The sequence below is a fragment of the Marivita sp. GX14005 genome (assembly GCF_023370775.1).
GTDB lineage: Bacteria > Pseudomonadota > Alphaproteobacteria > Rhodobacterales > Rhodobacteraceae > Marivita.
On the sequence record NZ_JAMCCQ010000001.1, the window covers coordinates 432713 to 450061 of the forward strand.

The 17349-nt window shown below is 64.5% G+C and carries 16 protein-coding genes; 6 read left to right on the plus strand and 10 right to left on the minus strand.

Features of this window, described 5'->3' with window-relative positions; all coding sequences use genetic code 11:
• Positions 1 to 85: 85 nt before the first annotated feature.
• The 4 genes from recJ to M3465_RS02290 all read right to left on the minus strand — a co-directional run bounded on the left by recJ (position 86) and on the right by M3465_RS02290 (position 4533).
• Positions 86 to 1834, minus strand: a complete 1749-nt coding sequence (recJ, locus tag M3465_RS02275; protein WP_249500081.1) for a single-stranded-DNA-specific exonuclease RecJ — start codon at positions 1832 to 1834, stop codon at positions 86 to 88.
• Positions 1835 to 1841: 7 nt separating this feature from the next.
• Entirely contained in the window at positions 1842 to 2810 is a 969-nt protein-coding gene (glpX, locus tag M3465_RS02280; RefSeq protein WP_249500082.1) for a class II fructose-bisphosphatase, read from the minus strand.
• Between the two features lie 79 nt (positions 2811 to 2889).
• Positions 2890 to 4176 carry a homoserine dehydrogenase gene (locus M3465_RS02285; RefSeq protein ID WP_249500083.1) on the minus strand — a complete coding sequence of 429 codons (1287 nt, stop codon included), beginning with the start codon at positions 4174 to 4176 and terminating at the stop codon, positions 2890 to 2892.
• A gap of 75 nt (positions 4177 to 4251) precedes the next feature.
• Positions 4252 to 4533 (minus strand): hypothetical protein, encoded by a 282-nt coding sequence (locus M3465_RS02290; RefSeq protein ID WP_249500084.1) that lies wholly within the window; start codon positions 4531 to 4533, stop codon positions 4252 to 4254.
• A gap of 93 nt (positions 4534 to 4626) precedes the next feature.
• Between M3465_RS02290 and M3465_RS02295 the strand changes: the two genes are divergently transcribed.
• Positions 4627 to 5211: a TetR/AcrR family transcriptional regulator gene (locus tag M3465_RS02295; protein ID WP_249500085.1), complete on the plus strand. Its 585-nt coding sequence runs from the start codon at positions 4627 to 4629 to the stop codon at positions 5209 to 5211.
• A 12-nt stretch (positions 5212 to 5223) separates the two neighbouring features.
• Here the strand turns inward: M3465_RS02295 and M3465_RS02300 are convergent, their stop codons facing one another.
• A complete protein-coding gene (locus M3465_RS02300) occupies positions 5224 to 5412 on the minus strand; it encodes a hypothetical protein (RefSeq protein ID WP_249500086.1) in 189 nt (62 codons plus the stop codon).
• Between the two features lie 135 nt (positions 5413 to 5547).
• Here M3465_RS02300 and M3465_RS02305 point away from each other — a divergent pair, with 135 nt between their 5' ends.
• The 3 genes from M3465_RS02305 to M3465_RS02315 are packed head-to-tail and all read left to right on the plus strand — an operon-like array spanning position 5548 to position 10393.
• Complete coding sequence (locus M3465_RS02305; protein ID WP_249500087.1) at positions 5548 to 7203, plus strand: hypothetical protein; 1656 nt, start codon at positions 5548 to 5550, stop codon at positions 7201 to 7203.
• A 22-nt stretch (positions 7204 to 7225) separates the two neighbouring features.
• Positions 7226 to 8335, plus strand: coding sequence for a phosphatase PAP2 family protein (locus tag M3465_RS02310; RefSeq protein ID WP_249500088.1), 1110 nt, complete (start codon positions 7226 to 7228; stop codon positions 8333 to 8335).
• Between the two features lie 3 nt (positions 8336 to 8338).
• Positions 8339 to 10393, plus strand: coding sequence for a S8/S53 family peptidase (locus tag M3465_RS02315; protein ID WP_249500089.1), 2055 nt, complete (start codon positions 8339 to 8341; stop codon positions 10391 to 10393).
• On the opposite strand, the gene M3465_RS02320 is transcribed toward M3465_RS02315, so the two are convergent.
• From M3465_RS02320 to M3465_RS02340, 5 genes are all read right to left on the minus strand, one after another.
• Entirely contained in the window at positions 10377 to 11354 is a 978-nt protein-coding gene (locus tag M3465_RS02320; RefSeq protein ID WP_249500090.1) for a branched-chain amino acid ABC transporter permease, read from the minus strand. The genes M3465_RS02315 and M3465_RS02320 overlap by 17 nt on opposite strands.
• Positions 11354 to 12241: a branched-chain amino acid ABC transporter permease gene (locus tag M3465_RS02325; protein ID WP_249500091.1), complete on the minus strand. Its 888-nt coding sequence runs from the start codon at positions 12239 to 12241 to the stop codon at positions 11354 to 11356. Before M3465_RS02325 ends, M3465_RS02320 begins: the two co-directional genes overlap by 1 nt.
• A 72-nt stretch (positions 12242 to 12313) precedes the next feature.
• Positions 12314 to 13513 (minus strand): ABC transporter substrate-binding protein, encoded by a 1200-nt coding sequence (locus M3465_RS02330; protein WP_249500092.1) that lies wholly within the window; start codon positions 13511 to 13513, stop codon positions 12314 to 12316.
• Positions 13514 to 13559: 46 nt separating this feature from the next.
• Positions 13560 to 14273, minus strand: a complete 714-nt coding sequence (locus M3465_RS02335; RefSeq protein ID WP_249500093.1) for an ABC transporter ATP-binding protein — start codon at positions 14271 to 14273, stop codon at positions 13560 to 13562.
• Entirely contained in the window at positions 14266 to 15015 is a 750-nt protein-coding gene (locus M3465_RS02340; RefSeq protein ID WP_249500094.1) for an ABC transporter ATP-binding protein, read from the minus strand. Before M3465_RS02340 ends, M3465_RS02335 begins: the two co-directional genes overlap by 8 nt.
• Positions 15016 to 15194: 179 nt before the next feature.
• Here M3465_RS02340 and M3465_RS02345 point away from each other — a divergent pair, with 179 nt between their 5' ends.
• Both M3465_RS02345 and M3465_RS02350 read left to right on the plus strand, forming a co-directional pair.
• Positions 15195 to 15821 carry a TRAP transporter small permease subunit gene (locus M3465_RS02345; RefSeq protein WP_249500095.1) on the plus strand — a complete coding sequence of 209 codons (627 nt, stop codon included), beginning with the start codon at positions 15195 to 15197 and terminating at the stop codon, positions 15819 to 15821.
• Positions 15818 to 17341 (plus strand): TRAP transporter large permease, encoded by a 1524-nt coding sequence (locus M3465_RS02350; RefSeq protein ID WP_249500096.1) that lies wholly within the window; start codon positions 15818 to 15820, stop codon positions 17339 to 17341. The genes M3465_RS02345 and M3465_RS02350 overlap by 4 nt, the downstream gene beginning before the upstream one ends.
• Positions 17342 to 17349 lie beyond the last annotated feature (8 nt).

Here is a 17349-nt window from a genome sequence, read left to right on the forward strand (position 1 = left end):
TTGGCTTGCGCAGAGGTTTTTTCAATCTTTCGTCAAAGCCGAAAAACTGCAACACAAATCTTTTTAATTCAGCGCCTTACGCCGGTTATGTCGTTACCGGCGCGGCGTCTTCGAGCCGGAGCTGCACGTTGCGTCGTCCGCCCCATTCGTTGATTTCGAGCCGACCGGCGAGGTGGAATCGCGCGCCTCCGTGGTTTTCGAGCGCAGCTCCGAGCGGTCCGTCGAAGGCACCGAAAGAGATGGCGTCGATCCGCGCACCGATGCCGTCGCCGAAGCCGAGCTTGAGATGCGAGGCACCGACGCGCTTGGAAAAACCGATCTGGATGTCGGGGAAGACGAAACGGGGCGCTGCGGCGCCTGCGCCGAACGGTCCGGCGGTTTCGATCCGGTCGATCAACTCCGGCGTCGCGGCACCGGGCATCAACGGGCCGTCGAGGCGCAGATCCATCGGGCCGAGCCGATCCGCGCCCTGTTTCGCCAATAGCTCGGTTAGCCGCATCATCGCAGGCTCGAGTTGCGCGCGCGAGAGCGACAGCCCCGCTGCCATCTTGTGACCGCCGCCCTTGGCGATCAGCCCTTCCGCCGCGAGTTTCTGGATCGATGCGCCCAGATCGATGCCGCTGACCGAGCGGCCCGATCCCTTGCCATCCTCGCCGTCGAACCCGATGACGATGGCGGGGCGATTGGTCAATTCCTTCAGGCGCGATGCGACGATGCCAACGACGCCGGGATGCCAGCCCTCGCCCGCTGCCCAGACGAGCGGCACGTCCAGTCCGCGCGCCTCGGCCTGCTCCAAAGCGGCGGCGCGCACCGCCTCCTCGATCTCGCGGCGCTCGGCGTTGAGCGCATCGAGCCGTTCGGCCATCGCCTGCGCTTCATGCGGATCGGTGGTCGAGAGCAGCCGCGCGCCGAGATCGGCCTTGCCGATACGCCCGCCAGCATTGACGCGCGGACCGAGCACGAAGCCGAGGTGATAGGATTTCGGAGCCGTGCTGAGCCGCCCGACATCGCAAAGCGCAACAAGCCCCGGCCGCCTGCGTTGCGCCATGATCTTGAGCCCCTGCCGCACGAGCGCGCGGTTGACGCCGCGCAGCGGTGCGACATCCGCGACCGTCGCCAGCGCCACCAGATCGAGCAGGCTCATCAGATCCGGCCCTTGCCGCCCCGCCTCGCGCAACTGCCTCCCTGCCTCGACCAGAGCCAGGAACACCACACCAGCGGCACAGAGGTGTCCGAGCGCGCCATCCTCGTCCTGCCGGTTGGGATTCACCACGGCGAGAGCGTCGGGCAGGGTTTCACCGCCCAGATGGTGATCCAGCACGACAACATCGGCGCCTTTCGCCGCCGCGATGGGCCCGTGCGACAGGGTTCCGCAATCGACGCAGATGATGAGGTCATGGTCCTTGGCAAGCGCGGCCATGGCCGGCTCGTTCGGGCCATATCCTTCATCGATCCGGTCGGGCACATAGAGGGTCGCGCTGCGGTTCAACTGGCGCAGCCAATCGATCAGCAAGGCGGCAGAAGCGCCGCCATCGACATCGTAATCGGCGAAAATCGCGATCCGTTCGCCGTGTTCCGCCGCGCGCACAAGCCGCCCTGCGGCAGCTTCCATGTCACGCAAGCTGCGCGGATCGGGCAGCGACGCGCGCAGGGTCGGCTCCAGATACCCCGTCGCCTCCTCGCAGGACACGCCGAGCCGGGCGAGCGTCTGGCAAAGTGCCTGCGGCAGACCGGTGCGCTGCACCAGCGTTTCGGACAGGCGCGTCACCTCGGGCGTCGGGCCGATCCATCTGCGCCCGGTCAGCGATCTGTCGACACCCAGATAGCCGGTCACGCGGCCGTCAGCCCTGCCGCGGGTTGCGATAGGTCATGCGCCGCACCGAGCCGGTCTTGGAGCGCATGAGCAGCGTTTCGGTCGTGTAATAGCCGACCTCGCGCTTGATCCCCGGCAGGAGCGATCCACTGGTGACGCCGGTCGCGGCGAAGATGACATCCTGTGTCACCATGTCGTCGCGCGAATAAACCCGGTCAAGATCGGCGATCCCGGCTTTCGCGGCGCGGGATTTTTCATCGTCGTTGCGGAAAAGCAGACGGCCGAAGATCTGCCCGCCCATGCATTTCAGCGCCGCGGCCGCCAGCACGCCCTCGGGTGCGCCGCCGGTGCCCATATACATGTCGATCCCGGTCTGGCCGGGCTCGGCGCAATGCATCACGCCGGCCACGTCGCCATCGGTGATCAGCCGGATGGAAGCACCGGTCGAGCGAATCTCGTCGATCATGTCGGCATGGCGCGGGCGTTCGAGCACGCAAACGGTGATGTCGCGCGGCTCGCAGCCCTTGGCCTTCGCAAGTTCGGCGATCCGTGCAGCGGGCGGCATGTCGAGCGAAACGACGCCTTCGGGATAACCCGGCCCGATGGCGAGCTTGTCCATGTAGACATCCGGCGCGTGCAGCATGGAGCCGCGCGGCCCCATCGCGATCACGGTCAGCGCGTTGGGCATGTCCTTGGCGGTGAGCGTCGTGCCTTCGAGCGGATCGAGGGCGATATCGACGCCGGGGCCGTTGCCGTTGCCGACTTCCTCGCCGATGAAGAGCATGGGCGCCTCGTCGCGTTCGCCTTCGCCGATGACCACGACACCCTTGATATCGAGCAGGTTGAGCTGCTCGCGCATGGCGTTCACCGCCGCTTGATCGGCCGCTTTTTCATCCCCGCGGCCGACGAGGTCAACGGTGGCGATCGCCGCCTGTTCGGCGACCCTTGCGAGGCCCAGAGACAACATGCGGTCATTGAAATCGATACGATCGGGCATGAATGCCTCCAGTTTGCAATAATCCTGCGGTTTGTTATGCGCCGCGCCGGGGCGAGACAAGCGTGATTGCGCTACCCCGTCAGACCTTCTCGATCCTGAGGGCGACCGGCTCGTCGCGGACCACACCGGTTCCGTCCATTGCGGCCAGCGCGGTATCGAGCGCGGCGCGGGTGGTCTTGTGCGTGACGATAAGCACCGGCGCGGTTTCCTTGTCGTGGCTACGCTGGCGCATCCGGTCGATGGAAACGCCCGCCTCACCCAGCACCGCCGCCACCTTGGCCAACGCGCCCGGTTTGTCGAGCAGCGTGAGGCGCAGATAGTAGGGCGCGGCCGCGCCGGCGCGGGCCGGGGTGGCCTGAACGAGGCTATGCGACGGCTGCCCGAAGGTCGTCACACGTGTGCCGCGCGCGATGTCGATGATATCGCCCATGACGGCGCTGGCCGTCGGCCCCTCGCCGGCGCCCGCGCCACGCATGACGATCTGGCCGACCTGATCTCCCTCGATGACAAGCATGTTGGTTCCGCCATCGAGCTGCCCGAGCGGAGAACTGGCAGGCACAAGGCAGGGCGACATGCGCTGCTCCAGCCCGCGCCCCGTCATCCGGCAGACGCCGAGCAGTTTGACCTTGTAGCCCATTCCGGCAGCCTGTCGGATATCCTCGATGCTCACCCGGCCGATCCCTTCAAGCTCGACCGCATCGAACGCGACTTGCGTGCCGAAGGCGATGGAGGCGAGCAAAGACAGCTTGTGGCCCGCATCGATCCCGCCCACATCGAGTTCGGGATCGGCTTCGAGATAGCCCAGCCCATCGGCTTCGGCAAAGGCCTCCTCATAGCTCAGCCCGGCCGATTCCATCCGTGTCAGGATGTAATTGCAGGTGCCGTTCATGACGCCCATGATCCGGTTGATGTCGTTGCCGGCAAGGCTTTCGGTCAGCGCCTTGACCACCGGGATACCGCCCGCGACCGCCGCTTCGAACCTGAGCACGACATTCGATGCTTCCGCCGCTTCGGCAAGCGCCTGGCCGTGATGTGCCAGAAGCGCCTTGTTGGCGGAGACGACATCCTTGCCGGCGCGCAAGGCCGCCTCGGTCGCGGCCTTGGCTGGCCCGTCGCTGCCGCCCATCAGTTCGACGAAAACATCCACATCGTCGCGCTGCGCGAGCGCGACCGGATCGTCTTCCCAATCATACCCGTCGAGCGATACGCCGCGATCCTTGACCCTGCTGCGCGCGCAGACGGCGGAAATGCGGATCGGCCGTCCGCCGCGCGCCTCGAGCAGAGCAGCCTTCTGGCGCACGATCTTGACGACCCCCACCCCGACCGTTCCCAGACCGGCAATTCCAAGGCGCAGAGGTTCGGTCATCGGGGCATCCTTTCGAGAAACGGGCGTAATTCCGGCTCGCAATAGCGCCTTGTCCCGGCGGCTGCAACGGGCGGCTCAGCGCGGGGTTACGCCGTCTTCCATCCGCCCGCGCGTTTCCGGCTCGATCACCGGGCCGCGCAGGTTGTCCGCACGGGCGCGCACGGCGTCGGCGCGCGCGCGCAAGTTCTCATCCTCGGCCGGATCGAGCCGGGGCGGCGCGCCGTCAAGCAATCGCTCGAAGGGCAGAAGATCGGGATAGTCCAGATCGGGATTGCCTTCGGCCAAGGCGGTATCGACCTGCGGAAATTCGGCGCAGGCCGTCAGGGCCGCCACCGCGATCAATGCTGCACGCCACATCGGCTTCGCTCCTTGCTGGCACAGTCATGCCGCAGCGATGCGCCGCGCGCAACCGCGCTTGATTTGAACGGGCGTTCAGATACCCTGCCGCGCATGGCGCGCACGACAGGATCCCATGCCGATATCACCCGCCCCCGCATCCGCGCCGCCGCGCTGTCGCTTTTCGCGCGTCATGGCTATGCCGCGGTATCGATGCGCCAGATCGCGCGGGCCGTCGGCGTACAGGCCGGCGCGCTTTACAATTACACGCCCGACAAGCAATCGCTCCTGTTCAGCCTGCTGAAGGGGCATATGGACGACTTGCTTGCCGCCTTCGAGGCGGAACGGTTCTTGGGGCCGCCCGAGCAGCGTCTCGAAGCCTTCACGCGGTTTCATATCCGGTTTCACCTTGAACGGGCCGAGGCGGTCTTCATCTCCTACATGGAGCTTCGCAACCTGACCGAAGAGAATTTCACCGTGATCGAAGAGCTGCGGCGGCGCTATGAAGCAGCGTTGGAGGCGATCCTGCGGGAGGGGCGACAGGCCGGCCGGTTCACCGTTCCGGACACCAAGATCGCCGCGCTTGCGATCATCGCGATGCTGACCGGGGTGAACACCTGGTATCGCAGCGGCGGGCGGCTGTCGCAGGGCGAGGTCGAGGCAATCTACTGGGACATGGTGCGCAAATCGGTCAGCTAGGGCCGCTCGGCGTCAGCGTCGCGGGTGAATGTCGTTCGGGCCCAGCATATCGATCAGCCGTACCATCCAGCGCAGCAATTCGGCATCCTCGCGATTGTCCTGGCTGTCGATCAGCACATGGGCACGGGCGCGCAACCTCGGCCACCGGCTGTAAAAATCCACCGCGTCCGCGATGGGCCGCGGCGTTTCCTCGTCCGGCATAACCGTCACACTCCTCGAACCGATCCCGCCCAGCCTATCAAAACGGGGCGCGTTTTTACTGTGAAAACAGTGTGAAGCGCTTGGTTCATCGCGCTTTGGCGGATAGCATAACCCAAGGTAAGGGAGGATGCAGGTTTGGCCGCGAGGCTCGAGATATCGTTATTCGGCTCCTGTATCCTGCGTGTTGTCGCGGCGCGGGGCGATGACCCCGTGGATCTGGAGATCACCGGGATCAAGCACCGCGCGCTGTTCGCCCTTCTCGTAACGGCCCCGCTGCACCGCCGCTCGCGCGCGTTCCTGCAGGAAACGCTCTGGGGGTTGGCCGATTACGAAAGCGGCCATCAGAACCTGCGCCGGGCACTGTCGGATCTTCGCAAACGGCTCGGGCCGGCCTTCGATGCGATCCTGACCGTCTCCAATCAGGAAATCGAGCTCGACATGCGGCACGTCCGGGTCACCGGAGATCCGTCGGACGGGCCGTTCCTCGACGATCTGCATGTGCGCGAGCCCGGCTTCGTCGCATGGCGCGACGCGATCCGGCGCGATCCGGCCCCGGCCAAGGCGCTTTGCGTCATCGCGCGCAAGATCGGCCCGGCGCGCATCCGGCCCCGCGTCTGCGCCCTGCCCCTGACAGTTCCACCCGGCGATGCCGATCTGGCGATTGCCGGCGACTGGATCGCCGAAGAGACGCTGCGCATGATGTCGCGCTCGAGTCTTCTATCGGTGATCTCGCATCTTTCCGGGCGCGCGATCTCGCAACGGTTCGTCGATATCGGCGAGGTGCGCGATACGCTGGATGTGGATTACCTGCTCACCGGAACCCTGCGCCGGCAAGGCGGCAGGATCGTTGCCGATATCGATCTGACGGACATCCACGGCGGCACCCTGCTCTGGAACCGCCATATGTCCTGCCGCACCGACGGCTTCGGGCAGGCCGCGTCGGAATGGCTTGTCAATGTGGTGCAATCGGTGGGCCGCTCGATCGCTGAAACGGCGTTGCATCTGGGCCGGCAAACGGCGCTGCCCGATCTGCCCGACCACAAGCTGCTGATCGGCGGCGCAACGGCGATGCACCTGCCGGGGCTGGGGGATTTCCTGCGCGCGCGGCAGCTTCTGGACGAAGCGGTGGGGCGTGCGCCGAACAATGCCAACGTGTTGGCGTGGCTGGGCAAATGGTATGTGCTGAGCGTTTTCAAGAATTACAGCACCGACCGGGACAGCGACACGCGGCGCGCGCTCGATTGCACTGCGCGCGCGCTCGATCTCGATCCCCATTCCAGTTTTGCGCTGACGATAGACGGGTTTCTCAACGGCAACATTCTCAAGAACATGACGGTCGCCGAGCAACGCTACGCGGCGGCGCAGGACATCAACCCGAGCGAAAGCCTCGCATGGCTTTTGCGCGGCTCGCTCATGGCGTTTCGCGACGAGGGGCGATCGGCGATCCGCGCGACGCGCATGGCCCGCGATCTGTCGCCCGTGGATCCGTTCGGATATTATTTCGACAGCCTTGCCAGTTCGGCGCATCTGGCGGGCGGCGAATACGAGGAGGCGCTGGAACTGGCGGACCGCTCGCTGGCGGCGAATGACCGGCATATCTCGACGTTGCGCTCGCGTATTGCCGCCCTGCACGCTCTCGATCGCGGCGACGAGGCGCGCCGCACGGCGAGCGAATTGCAGCGCCGCTTTCCCGATTTCAGCCTCGACGATTACCGCCGCACCCACCCGTCGGCAGGCAGCAAGACGGGCCAGCTGGTGATTACGGCGCTTTCCGAGGCGGGCATAACCTGAATTTACCTTAAGGAGCATGGCAATGGCACAATATGGCGGGTTCGGGGGGTTCGGAGGATTTGGCGGATTCGGGGGGTTCGGCGGTTTCGGTGGCTTTGGCGGCGGCACCAATTTCACCGGCCTCGGCGGATTCCTGGGCGCGCAGGATCCCGGCGGCTACGACCCGATGACAACGCACGGGCTGCAGACAACCGCCGAGGGGCTGCGCCATCTGACCGAAGCCGGAGCCACCCCGAACGACAAGGAACTGCCCTTCTCCAGCCCCGACACCCTGGACGGGATGGCGACATGGGTGCGCGGCTCGCTTTACGTCAGCGAATTTCTGGCCGGCATTTCCGCCGAAGCGCAAGAGGCAAGCTGCGATGCCCCGGCGCAGGTTGCGCTGGCGTTCGACGGCAAGACGAGCCTCACCCTGCATCGCCCGAAACCCGACCTTTTGCGCAAGCAATGCGCCTATGTCACCGATTATGGCGCCTTGCGGGCCGAACGCACGGCAGAGATCACTTCGCAACTGGGCTTTCCGACGGCGTATTTCGCAATGCTGCTGGGGCTGCACAGTGCGCAGAATGCCAGAAGTTTCGAACTCATCACCGCAACGCAGGTCGCCGCTGCGCATACCGCGATGATCGTCAAGGGCCATCTGGCCGTGCGCCGCCCCGATCAGCTCGATGCGCGGATCATGCCGATGATCCCGACGCCGGGACATGGCAGTTTCCCATCCGCTCATGCGACCGAAGCCTATGCCGTCCTGACGGTCCTCGAAGCGCTGGTGGGCGCGTGGAAAAGCCTGTCTGACGGGCCGGAACGGCTTGGCACGCTGCGCGCCCTGGCCGAGCGGATCGCGGTGAACCGCACGGTGGCCGGGGTGCATTACCCCATCGACAGCTGGGCCGGTGCCGCGCTTGGCCGGGTCGTCGGAACGGTCGTGCTGAACCGCTGCGGCGTCGAGGCGGAGGCAACGCCGATGATCTATGCGCCCGAAAACCGTGATTTCTTCGACGATGACTATCGCGACCCCGACAAGGCCGCGGATGCGGGGCTCAAGCCGGATGGTGAGGCGTTTCAACTGGAAGCGAAGCAGACCTTTTCGTGGCTCTGGGCCGAAGCGCTTGGCGAAGCGCAGGGGGTTTAGGCCATGTTTCGCGAACGTCCCGAGGGGCAGCGGATCGACAGCTATACCGGCCCGTACGAGCGCTGGATCTTCTCCGAAGAGCTAGGCCGCCCCTTCGCCTTTCCCGCCATCCGCAGCGGACCGTCGAGCCATATCACCGCGCTGATGGAAGGGCGCGGCAGGGTTGAGAGCAGCGACACGGTCGATGTTAGGGTGCCGCCGCTCTGGAGCGAGGCGCCCGAGATCACCCCCTTCGCCATGCGCGATCTGGCCGAGCCGTTCGGCCCGTCCATAGGCGATACGCGCATCGCCCGCATCCTGGAAGCCTTGCCCGGCGCGCGATATCGGCTGAGCATGCCGCTCGCCGATGCGACCTGGACCGGCCATTACGATCCATCGGCCCGGCCAGGCGGCTGGAGGCCGCCGAAACGCCGGCCAAAGGCGATCATCGGCGTGATCGACGATGCCATTCCATTCCTGCATCGCGCTTTTCGGGACCGGGATGGCCATAGCCGCATCGCCTTCTGCTGGCTGCAGGCCGCACGCGGCGCGCAGGCTGCCGCCGTTCCGTTTGGCCGGGAACTGACGAACCGCGAGATCGACGATCTGCACAACGCGCATGGCGTTCGGGAGCCGGCCGCCTATCGCGCCGCCGGGGCGGTGGACCGCGATCTGCCCGAGCTTGGCACGGTGCTGGCCCATCACGCCAGTCACGGCGCGCATATTATGGGGCTGGCCGCCGGGAACGACATTCGGACGGAAGCTCCGCACCTGCCCGATGACGCGGCGATCATCGCGGTTCAGCTGCCAAATACCATCGCCTGGGACACGTCCGGTTTCGGCAAGGAAATGATGATGCTCAGCGCCGTGGAATATGTCTTTCACCGCGCCCGCATGATCGCGCAGGCTTGCGATAGCCCCGAATTGCCGCTGGTGGTCAATTTCAGCTATGGCTGGAGCGCGAACCGGCATGATGGGCAATCGAGTTTCGAGCGGGCTGTCGAAAGCCTCGTTTCGAGGCGGAAGGAGGCGCAACCTCTGACCGAACTCGTCATGCCCACGGGAAACAATTTCTCGAACCGAATGCACGCCCATTTCGGCGCGAAGGATGCCGCCGAAGGGCGGCACGCGTTCGGATGGCAGGTCAAGCCGAATGACCGGACATCGAGCTATCTTGAAATCTGGCTCCCGCTTGGCTTCGAACCGGACGGCTGGCGCGTGACGGTCAGCCCGCCGCATGGCGTGACGCTTTCCGGCTGCGGGACGATGGAGATTTCGCCGGATCCGGAATTGACCGGCGGCGATCCGCGCCGGTTCACGGAGCTCGAGATGCCGGAGGGCAATATAGGCCAGCTTTCCGCCGACAAGCACCAGGGCAATCGCTGGCGGGTGTTGCTGGCGCTGATCCCGACCGCGCCGTCGGCTCATATATCCCGGCGCGCGCCATCGGGCCTATGGACCATCACCATCGACATGGCCGGCACCCCGCTGGAAGATGGCCAATGTCTCGATATCTGGGTCCAGCGCGATGACGATCCGACGCAGCTCGGCACCGGCGGGCAGCAAAGCTATCTTGTCGATCTTGAGCGCCCTGCCCCGCCGCGCCCGCTCGATCCGCCGCCGCTTCGGCCCGTGCGCGGCTATGGCTGCCTGAACGGGATCGGCACCGCCCCATCGGTGTTTCGCGTGGCGGGATATGTGCAAGGCAGCGGCAAACCCGCGTCCTATAGCGGCAGCGCGTCACTTGACGTGCGCGCCGAGGGGCGTGCCCTTGTCGGGCTGGAGGCACCGATCGCGTGCGCAGTTTCGGATCAGGACGCTTTCCGGCCGGGCATCCCCTCGATCGGCATCCTGTCCGGCTCGGGTGCGCGGATCGTCGGCACCAGCGCCGCCGCCGCACTGGCTTCGCGCCGCATCGCGCTCAATTTCCTGCGCGGCGAAGCGGCGACGGAGGGCTTCGAACACCTGCGCTCAGCCGAGCGAGATCTGCCGCTCGACGAGGCGCAGGCGTATGCGCGGGAAGGCCAGTGGCGCGTGCCGCATGCGGGGCCGCGAAAACCGCCTAGAGCGGTTTCTTGAGCCAGCGCGACAGCACCCCGATGATCCCCTCGCGGAAGGCCAGAACTCCGATCACGAAGATCACGCCCTGGATGATCGTCACCCATGCGCCGAAGGTGGCGAGATAGTTCTGCATCGTCACGATGATCCCAGCGCCGAGCAGCGGGCCGAAGATCGTGCCCATGCCGCCCAAGAGGGTCATCAGCACCACCTCTCCGGACATCGACCAATGCACATCGGTGAGTGAGGCCAGTTGGAACACCTGGCTCTTGGTGGCGCCGGCAACGCCCGCCATCGTCGCGGAGAGGGTGAAGACGATGATCTTGTAGCGGTTCACGTCATAGCCCAGCGATACCGCGCGCGGTTCGTTTTCCCGGATGGCCTTGAGCACCTGCCCGAAGGGCGAATGGACGATCCGGTAGAGGAACAGGATCCCGCCGAAGGTGACGGCCAGAACAAAGAAATAGAGCGCGATGTTGTTCTGAAGCGAAATCACGCCGAACAGATCGCCGCGCGGCACGCTCTGGATACCGTCTTCGCCTCCGGTGAATTCAGCCTGCAACGCGACGAAATAAACCATCTGCGCAAAGGCAAGCGTGACCATTGCGAAATAGATGCCCTGCCGCCGGATCGCCAGCGAGCCGATGGCAAAGCCCAGAACACCAGCCGCGGCGGCGCCGCAAAGCACGGAAAGCTCGGGCGTAAGCCCCCAGACCTTGGCGGCATGGGCGGCGACATAGCTCGCGCCGCCGAAATAAGCCGCGTGCCCGAAGGACAGCAGACCGCCGAACCCCAGCAGAAGGTTGAACGCGGCGGCGAAAAGCGCAAAGCACATCACCTTCATCGCGAAAACCGGGTAGACGAAGAAGGGCAGCACGAGCAGCACCGCCAGAAGCACGGCGAAGATGATCTTGTGCAGCCGCGGCATACCGGCCGTCTGGCTGACGGGCACGGTTGCGGTTGTCTTTTCTGCCATAGCCATCAGGCGGGCCTCCCGAACAATCCTTCAGGTTTTATCATCAGCACGATGGCCATGATGACGAAGATCACGACGGCCGAGCCCTCGGGATAGAACACCCGCGTCAACCCTTCGATGATGCCGAGCAGGTAGCCTGTCAGGATGGCCCCCATGATCGAGCCCATTCCGCCGATCACCACGACCGCGAAGACCACGATGATGAGATCGGCGCCCATGTTCGGATTGACCGAATAGATCGGCGCGGCCAGCACGCCGGCAAACCCGGCCAGCGCGACGCCGAATCCGTAGGTCAGCATGATCATCAGCGGCACATTCACGCCGAACGCGCCCACAAGCACCGGGTTTTCGGTAGCTGCGCGCAGGTAGGCGCCGAGGCGGGTTTTCTCGATCATGAACCAGGTGCCGAAACACACGATGATTGATGCCACAACGACCCAGCCGCGATAGTTCGGAAGGAACATGAAACCAAGGTTCTGGCCGCCCGAAAGCACCTCCGGGATTTGGTATGGCAGCCCCGAGATACCGTAGTAATTGCGAAACAACCCCTGGATGATGAGCGCGAGACCGAAGGTCAGAAGCAGGCCGTAGAGGTGATCGAGATGGTAGAGCCGGGACAGCATGGTGCGTTCGAGCAGGATGCCGAACGCGCCCACGATGATCGGCGCGAGGATGAGCGCGGGCCAGTAGCCGATGCCGACATAATTCAGCAGCATCCAGGCCACGAAAGCGCCCATCATGTAGAGCGCGCCATGCGCGAAATTGATGATGTTGAGCAGGCCGAAGATGACGGCCAGACCGAGCGACAGGACCGCGTAGAACGATCCGTTGATGAGCCCGAGCAAAAGCTGGCCCATCAGCACCGGCGGAGAGATACCTAAGAGTTCGAACATGCCTCGGCCCTGTCTTTCAGATATTCCGTGAGACCTGGGCCGGCCCTTGGCGGGCCGGCCCAGGCAATCGGCTTATTTCTTGGTGAAATCGCACTCGTCGAGCATCGGCAGGAACGCGTCGTCGCCGCTGATGGTTGAGACCTGGTTGTAAAGATCCCACTCGCCCTCGGACTCGCCCGGCGCTTTTACCTCAAAGAGATACATGTCGTGGATCACCCGGCCATCGCCGCGCACCTTCGTCTTTCCAAAGAGCGGATCGTCGATATCCATCTCCTTCATCTTGGCGACAACGGCACGGCCATCCTCGGCGCTGCCCACTGCTTCGACGGCTTCGAGATAGGCCATGGTCGCGGAATAGGCGCCGGCGTGAACCATCGTCGGCTTGGAGCCCATCTGCTCTTCGAACCGGGCCGACCATTCGCGGGTCGTATCGTTCTGATCCCAGTAGAAGGCTTCGGTCAGGTTTAGACCCTGCGCGGTTTCGGCGCCGAGCGAGTGCACATCGGTCACGAACATGAGCAGCGCCGCCAGCTTCTGCCCGGCCTGCGTGATGCCGAATTCCGACGCCTGCTTGATCGCATTGACGGTATCGCCGCCTGCATTGGCCAGACCGATCACATCAGCGCCCGAACCTTGTGCCTGCAGCAGGAAGGACGAGAAATCCTGCGACGGGAACGGATGGCGGACGGAGCCCACGACCTCTCCGCCATTCTGCTTGACGACTTCCATCGTGTTCTCTTCGAGCGAGTGACCGAAGGCGTAGTCGGCGGTCAGGAAGAACCACTTTTCGCCGCCGGCATTGGTCACGGCACCGCCGGTGCCATTGGCCAGCGCGGCGGTGTCATAGGTCCAGTGAACGGTCGTCGGCTGGCACTGCTCGCGTGTCAGAACGGTCGAACCGGCACCGGAATCGAGCAGCACACCGTTCTTTTCGGCGGTGATATCGGCCACGGCGAGCGCCACCGAGGAGGTCGGCACGTCGATGATCGCGTTGACCCCATCCACGTCATACCATTCGCGCGCGATGTTCGAGCCGACATCGGGCTTATTCTGGTGATCGGCGGAGATGACCTCGACATTCATGCCCTTTTCGGCCGCGCCGAAATCCTCGACCGCCATGCGGGTGGCCACGGCGGAGCCTTCGCCGGACAGGTCGGCATAGACGCCGGAGCGGTCGTTGAGAACGCCCAGCTTGACGTTGATATCCTGCGCCAGCACGGGCGTGCCCATCATCGCGGCAAGCGCCGCGGCGCTGATAGCGAATTTCCTCATCTTGTCTTCCTCCTTGTTGTAGCGCGGATGCGCCTTTGTAATGCCTTCAAACACCCAGATAATCGTGCAATTTCTGAGTGTTCTCCTCCAGCTCATTGTTCCGGATCATGTCCACGACCTTGCCCTGATCGACGATGTAATGCCGATCGGCAACGGAGGCCGCGAAGCGGAAGTTCTGTTCGACCAGCACGATGGTGAAACCTTCGTTCTTGAGCGCCTCAATCGTATGGCCGATCTGCTGCACGATGACCGGGGCCAGCCCCTCCGTCGGTTCATCGAGCAGCAACACCCGCGCGCCGGTGCGAAGGATGCGCGCCATCGCGAGCATCTGCTGTTCGCCGCCCGACAGTTTCGTGCCCTGGTTGCCCGACCGCCTTTCGCGCAGGTTGGGGAAAAGATCGTAGATCCGCTCGACGCTCAACCCGCCATCGGCTATGCGCGGCGGCAGCATCAGGTTTTCCTCGACGCTGAGCGAGGAAAAGATGCCCCGCTCCTCGGGGCAAAGCGCGATTCCGAGCCGCGCGATATGGCGCGGCTGCATGTCGATCAACTCGGTTCCCCGGAACGTCACCGACCCGCTGCGCTTGGCCAGAATGCCCATGATCGCCAGCAGCGTGGATGTCTTGCCGGCCCCGTTGCGCCCCAGAAGCGTGACGACCTCGCCCTCGCGGACCTCGAAATCGATGCCGTGCAAGACGTGGCTTTCGCCATACCAGCCATGCAAATCGCTGACCTTCAACAGCACGTCGGATTCAGTCATGGCTCGCTCCGATATAGGCTTCGATCACTTCGGGCGCCTTGGAGATCTCCTCGTAGCTGCCTTCGGCAAGGATTTCGCCGCGCGCCAGAACGGTGATCCGGTCGGACAGATCGGCGACGACCGACAGATTGTGTTCCACCATCAGCACGGTCCGGTTTTTCGCGATCCGCCGGATCAGTTTCGCGATGCGGTCCACATCCTCCCGCCCCATGCCGGCCATCGGCTCATCGAGCAGCAACATATCGGGGCTGAGCGCCAGCGTCGTGGCGATTTCAAGGGCGCGCTTGCGCCCGTAGGGGAGCGCCGCGGCGCGTTCGGAGGTGAAATCGGAAAGCCCCACCTCGTCGATATAGCCGCGCGCTTCTTCGTCGAATTTCGACAGCAGCTTTTCGGACCGCCAGAAATCGTAGCTTTCGCCGCGCGCCCGCTGCAAGGCGACGCGCACATTCTGCAGAACCGACAGATCGGGAAAGATCGCCGAGATCTGGAAAGACCGCACCATGCCGAGCCGCGCGATTTCCGCGGGCTTCATGCGCGTGATATCGCGCCCTTCATAGGTGATCGTGCCGCGCGTCGGTTGCAGGAACTTGGTGAGAAGATTGAAACAGGTCGTCTTGCCCGCGCCGTTCGGGCCGATCAGCGCGTGAATCGTGCCCTTTTCCACAGAAAGATCGACATCCTTGACGGCGACGAACCCCTTGAATTCCTTCGTCAGCCCCTTCGCCTCCAGCGCAACGGTCATTGTGGCACCATGTCGTCATCTCTCCCTGTCATGCCCCGCCTCTGGTGCGGGCGCGGCGGTGGTCCGCCGTTCTGAACGCCGATTGCTACCCAATGCGCGAAGATTGTAAACAGATATTTCAGGCTCATTTTCAATTGATCGGCGAAAATGCCGTTGAACGGCCTTTCCTGCATGGGTGAATGCCGGTTGCTTCGCACAACCGCGATCCGGCGTCGCGCCCCGGCCCGTATTTCATTGCCGAAGCGCCGAAAAATCGTCTTGCCCTATGGCATCTGCGCTTCGGATCGGGCAGGTTCGCGCGCGATGAAGGGGACGGTTCGATGAAATCCTATTTCCGGCTGTGCCGTCTGCTCGATCAGGCGACGGCGGCGATCTGCGCCCTTGCCTGCGGCGTGCTGACCCTGTCGGTGCTTGCGATCGTGATCGCGCGGTTCGGCTTCGACACGGGCCGGATCGAATTGCAGAACCTCGCCGGCTATGCCTTTGCGGTGTTCCTGATCATGGCGATCCCCTACACGCTGGCGCGCGATGGGCATGTCCGGGTCGAGGTCATTTCCGAACGGCTCTCACCGGCCTATCTGCGGCGCGCTGACACGGTCGCGCTGCTGGTCTTCCTGATCCCGGTTTTCGGGCTGATGGCGGCGGCCTTCTTGCCCGATCTGGCCTATAGCTGGTCGATCCGCGAGGGCGCGGTCGAAACCGGCGGGCTGGGCGGCGTCTACCTCGTCAAGACGATGCTGCCGCTGGCCGCGCTGCTCACCATCCTGCAGGGCATCGCCGCGGTCTTGCGCCGCTACGCCGCATGATCGCGCAGGAACTGTTCCTCGGCCTGATGCTGATCGGCCTGTTCGCGGGAATCCTGAGCGGCATTCCGGCCATGCTCGCCATTGCCGGCGTGCCTCTGGTGACGGCCCTGCTCGGCAGTTTGCTGGGCATATTCGACCTGACATTCCTCAATTTCTTCCCGGCGCGTGTCTATGGCGTGATGTCGAACCCGCTTCTGATGGCGGTGCCGCTTTTCGTGCTGATGGGTGTGCTGCTGGAACGCTCGCGGCTTGCCGAAGACATGCTGGGCGTGCTGGCGCGGATGCTGGGCGGATCGCCCCGCGGCATGGCACTGTCGGTGCTCGCGTTTTCGGCGATCATCGCCGCTTCGACCGGCATCATCGGCGCGACGGTCGTCATGCTGGTGTTGATCGCCCTCCCCGCCATGCGCAAGGCGGGCGTCGAAACGCGGCTGGCCAGCGGCATCATCTGCGCCTCTGGCACGCTCGGCCAGATCATTCCTCCTTCGATCCTGCTGGTTCTGCTGGGCGACCAGATCGGCAACGCCTATCTCGAAGCGCAGCAATCGGCCGGGAATTTCGCGCCCGATCCGGTTTCCGTCGGCGATCTGTTTGCCGGAGCGCTGCTGCCCGGTCTCATGCTGGTGGCGCTCTACGCCATCTACATCTTCGTCCGACTGCGTCCCGCCACGCCGCCTGAGCCCCGCGCTCCCTCCGACGTGACGCGCTCCGAGATCATCGCCTGTTTCCTGCCGCCCCTGCTGCTCATCCTGTCGGTACTGGGCTCGATCCTGTCGGGGATCGCCACGACGACCGAAGCTGCCGGGCTTGGCGCGATCGGTGCGCTGTTCCTCGCGGGCTATCGCGGACGCGGACCCTGGCGGCGGCTGCGCCTGGTCATCTCGTCGGGAGTAATGGGCACGCTCGTTCTAGTCCTGCTGTCCTTCTCGGGGCTAGATGCGGCACTTTTCGCGATGCTCTGCGCCACGCTCATCGCCCTCGGCACCCTCGCTGCGGGATTGCGGCTGGCGCAGAGCGGTGTTCTGACCAGCGCGGTAGCCGAAACGATCAAGGTTTCCGGCATGGTTTTCGGTATCGTCATCGCCGCATCGATGCTTGCTTTGGTATTCCGAGGCTTCGGCGGCGACCGCATGGTCGAATTGATGATGGAGGCGGTGCCCGGCGGCACATGGGGTGCGCTCGCGCTGGTGATGGCCGTCGTTTTCCTGCTGGGCTTCATCCTGGAAGCGGTCGAAATCATCTATATCGTCGTGCCGCTTCTCGGACCGCCGATCCTCGGCAGCGATTTGTCGCCTGTCTGGTTCGGCGTGCTGCTGGCGATGAACCTGCAAACGAGCTTCCTCACCCCGCCATTCGGCTTTGCGCTTTTCTATTTCCGCTCCGCCGCGCCGCGCGATATCACGACGACCGACATCTATCTCGGCGTGGTGCCGTTCGTGATCCTGCAACTGATCGGCCTCGGCGTGCTGATCGCGGTGCCGGAACTGGCCACATGGCTGCCCGACCTGATCTTCCGATAACCAACCAG

What these genes read in the sequence shown, in the direction of transcription:
- glpX (WP_249500082.1), bottom strand. Translation starts at nt 2,810, where the DNA reads ATGCCCGATCGTATCGATTTCAATGACCGCATGTTGTCTCTGGGCCTC.
- M3465_RS02285 (WP_249500083.1), bottom strand. Translation starts at nt 4,176, where the DNA reads ATGACCGAACCTCTGCGCCTTGGAATTGCCGGTCTGGGAACGGTCGGG.
- M3465_RS02290 (WP_249500084.1), bottom strand. Translation starts at nt 4,533, where the DNA reads ATGTGGCGTGCAGCATTGATCGCGGTGGCGGCCCTGACGGCCTGCGCC.
- M3465_RS02295 (WP_249500085.1), top strand. Translation starts at nt 4,627, where the DNA reads ATGGCGCGCACGACAGGATCCCATGCCGATATCACCCGCCCCCGCATC.
- M3465_RS02300 (WP_249500086.1), bottom strand. Translation starts at nt 5,412, where the DNA reads ATGCCGGACGAGGAAACGCCGCGGCCCATCGCGGACGCGGTGGATTTT.
- M3465_RS02310 (WP_249500088.1), top strand. Translation starts at nt 7,226, where the DNA reads ATGGCACAATATGGCGGGTTCGGGGGGTTCGGAGGATTTGGCGGATTC.
- M3465_RS02315 (WP_249500089.1), top strand. Translation starts at nt 8,339, where the DNA reads ATGTTTCGCGAACGTCCCGAGGGGCAGCGGATCGACAGCTATACCGGC.
- M3465_RS02320 (WP_249500090.1), bottom strand. Translation starts at nt 11,354, where the DNA reads ATGGCTATGGCAGAAAAGACAACCGCAACCGTGCCCGTCAGCCAGACG.
- M3465_RS02325 (WP_249500091.1), bottom strand. Translation starts at nt 12,241, where the DNA reads ATGTTCGAACTCTTAGGTATCTCTCCGCCGGTGCTGATGGGCCAGCTT.
- M3465_RS02330 (WP_249500092.1), bottom strand. Translation starts at nt 13,513, where the DNA reads ATGAGGAAATTCGCTATCAGCGCCGCGGCGCTTGCCGCGATGATGGGC.
- M3465_RS02335 (WP_249500093.1), bottom strand. Translation starts at nt 14,273, where the DNA reads ATGACTGAATCCGACGTGCTGTTGAAGGTCAGCGATTTGCATGGCTGG.
- M3465_RS02340 (WP_249500094.1), bottom strand. Translation starts at nt 15,015, where the DNA reads ATGACCGTTGCGCTGGAGGCGAAGGGGCTGACGAAGGAATTCAAGGGG.
- M3465_RS02345 (WP_249500095.1), top strand. Translation starts at nt 15,195, where the DNA reads ATGCCGGTTGCTTCGCACAACCGCGATCCGGCGTCGCGCCCCGGCCCG.
- M3465_RS02350 (WP_249500096.1), top strand. Translation starts at nt 15,818, where the DNA reads ATGATCGCGCAGGAACTGTTCCTCGGCCTGATGCTGATCGGCCTGTTC.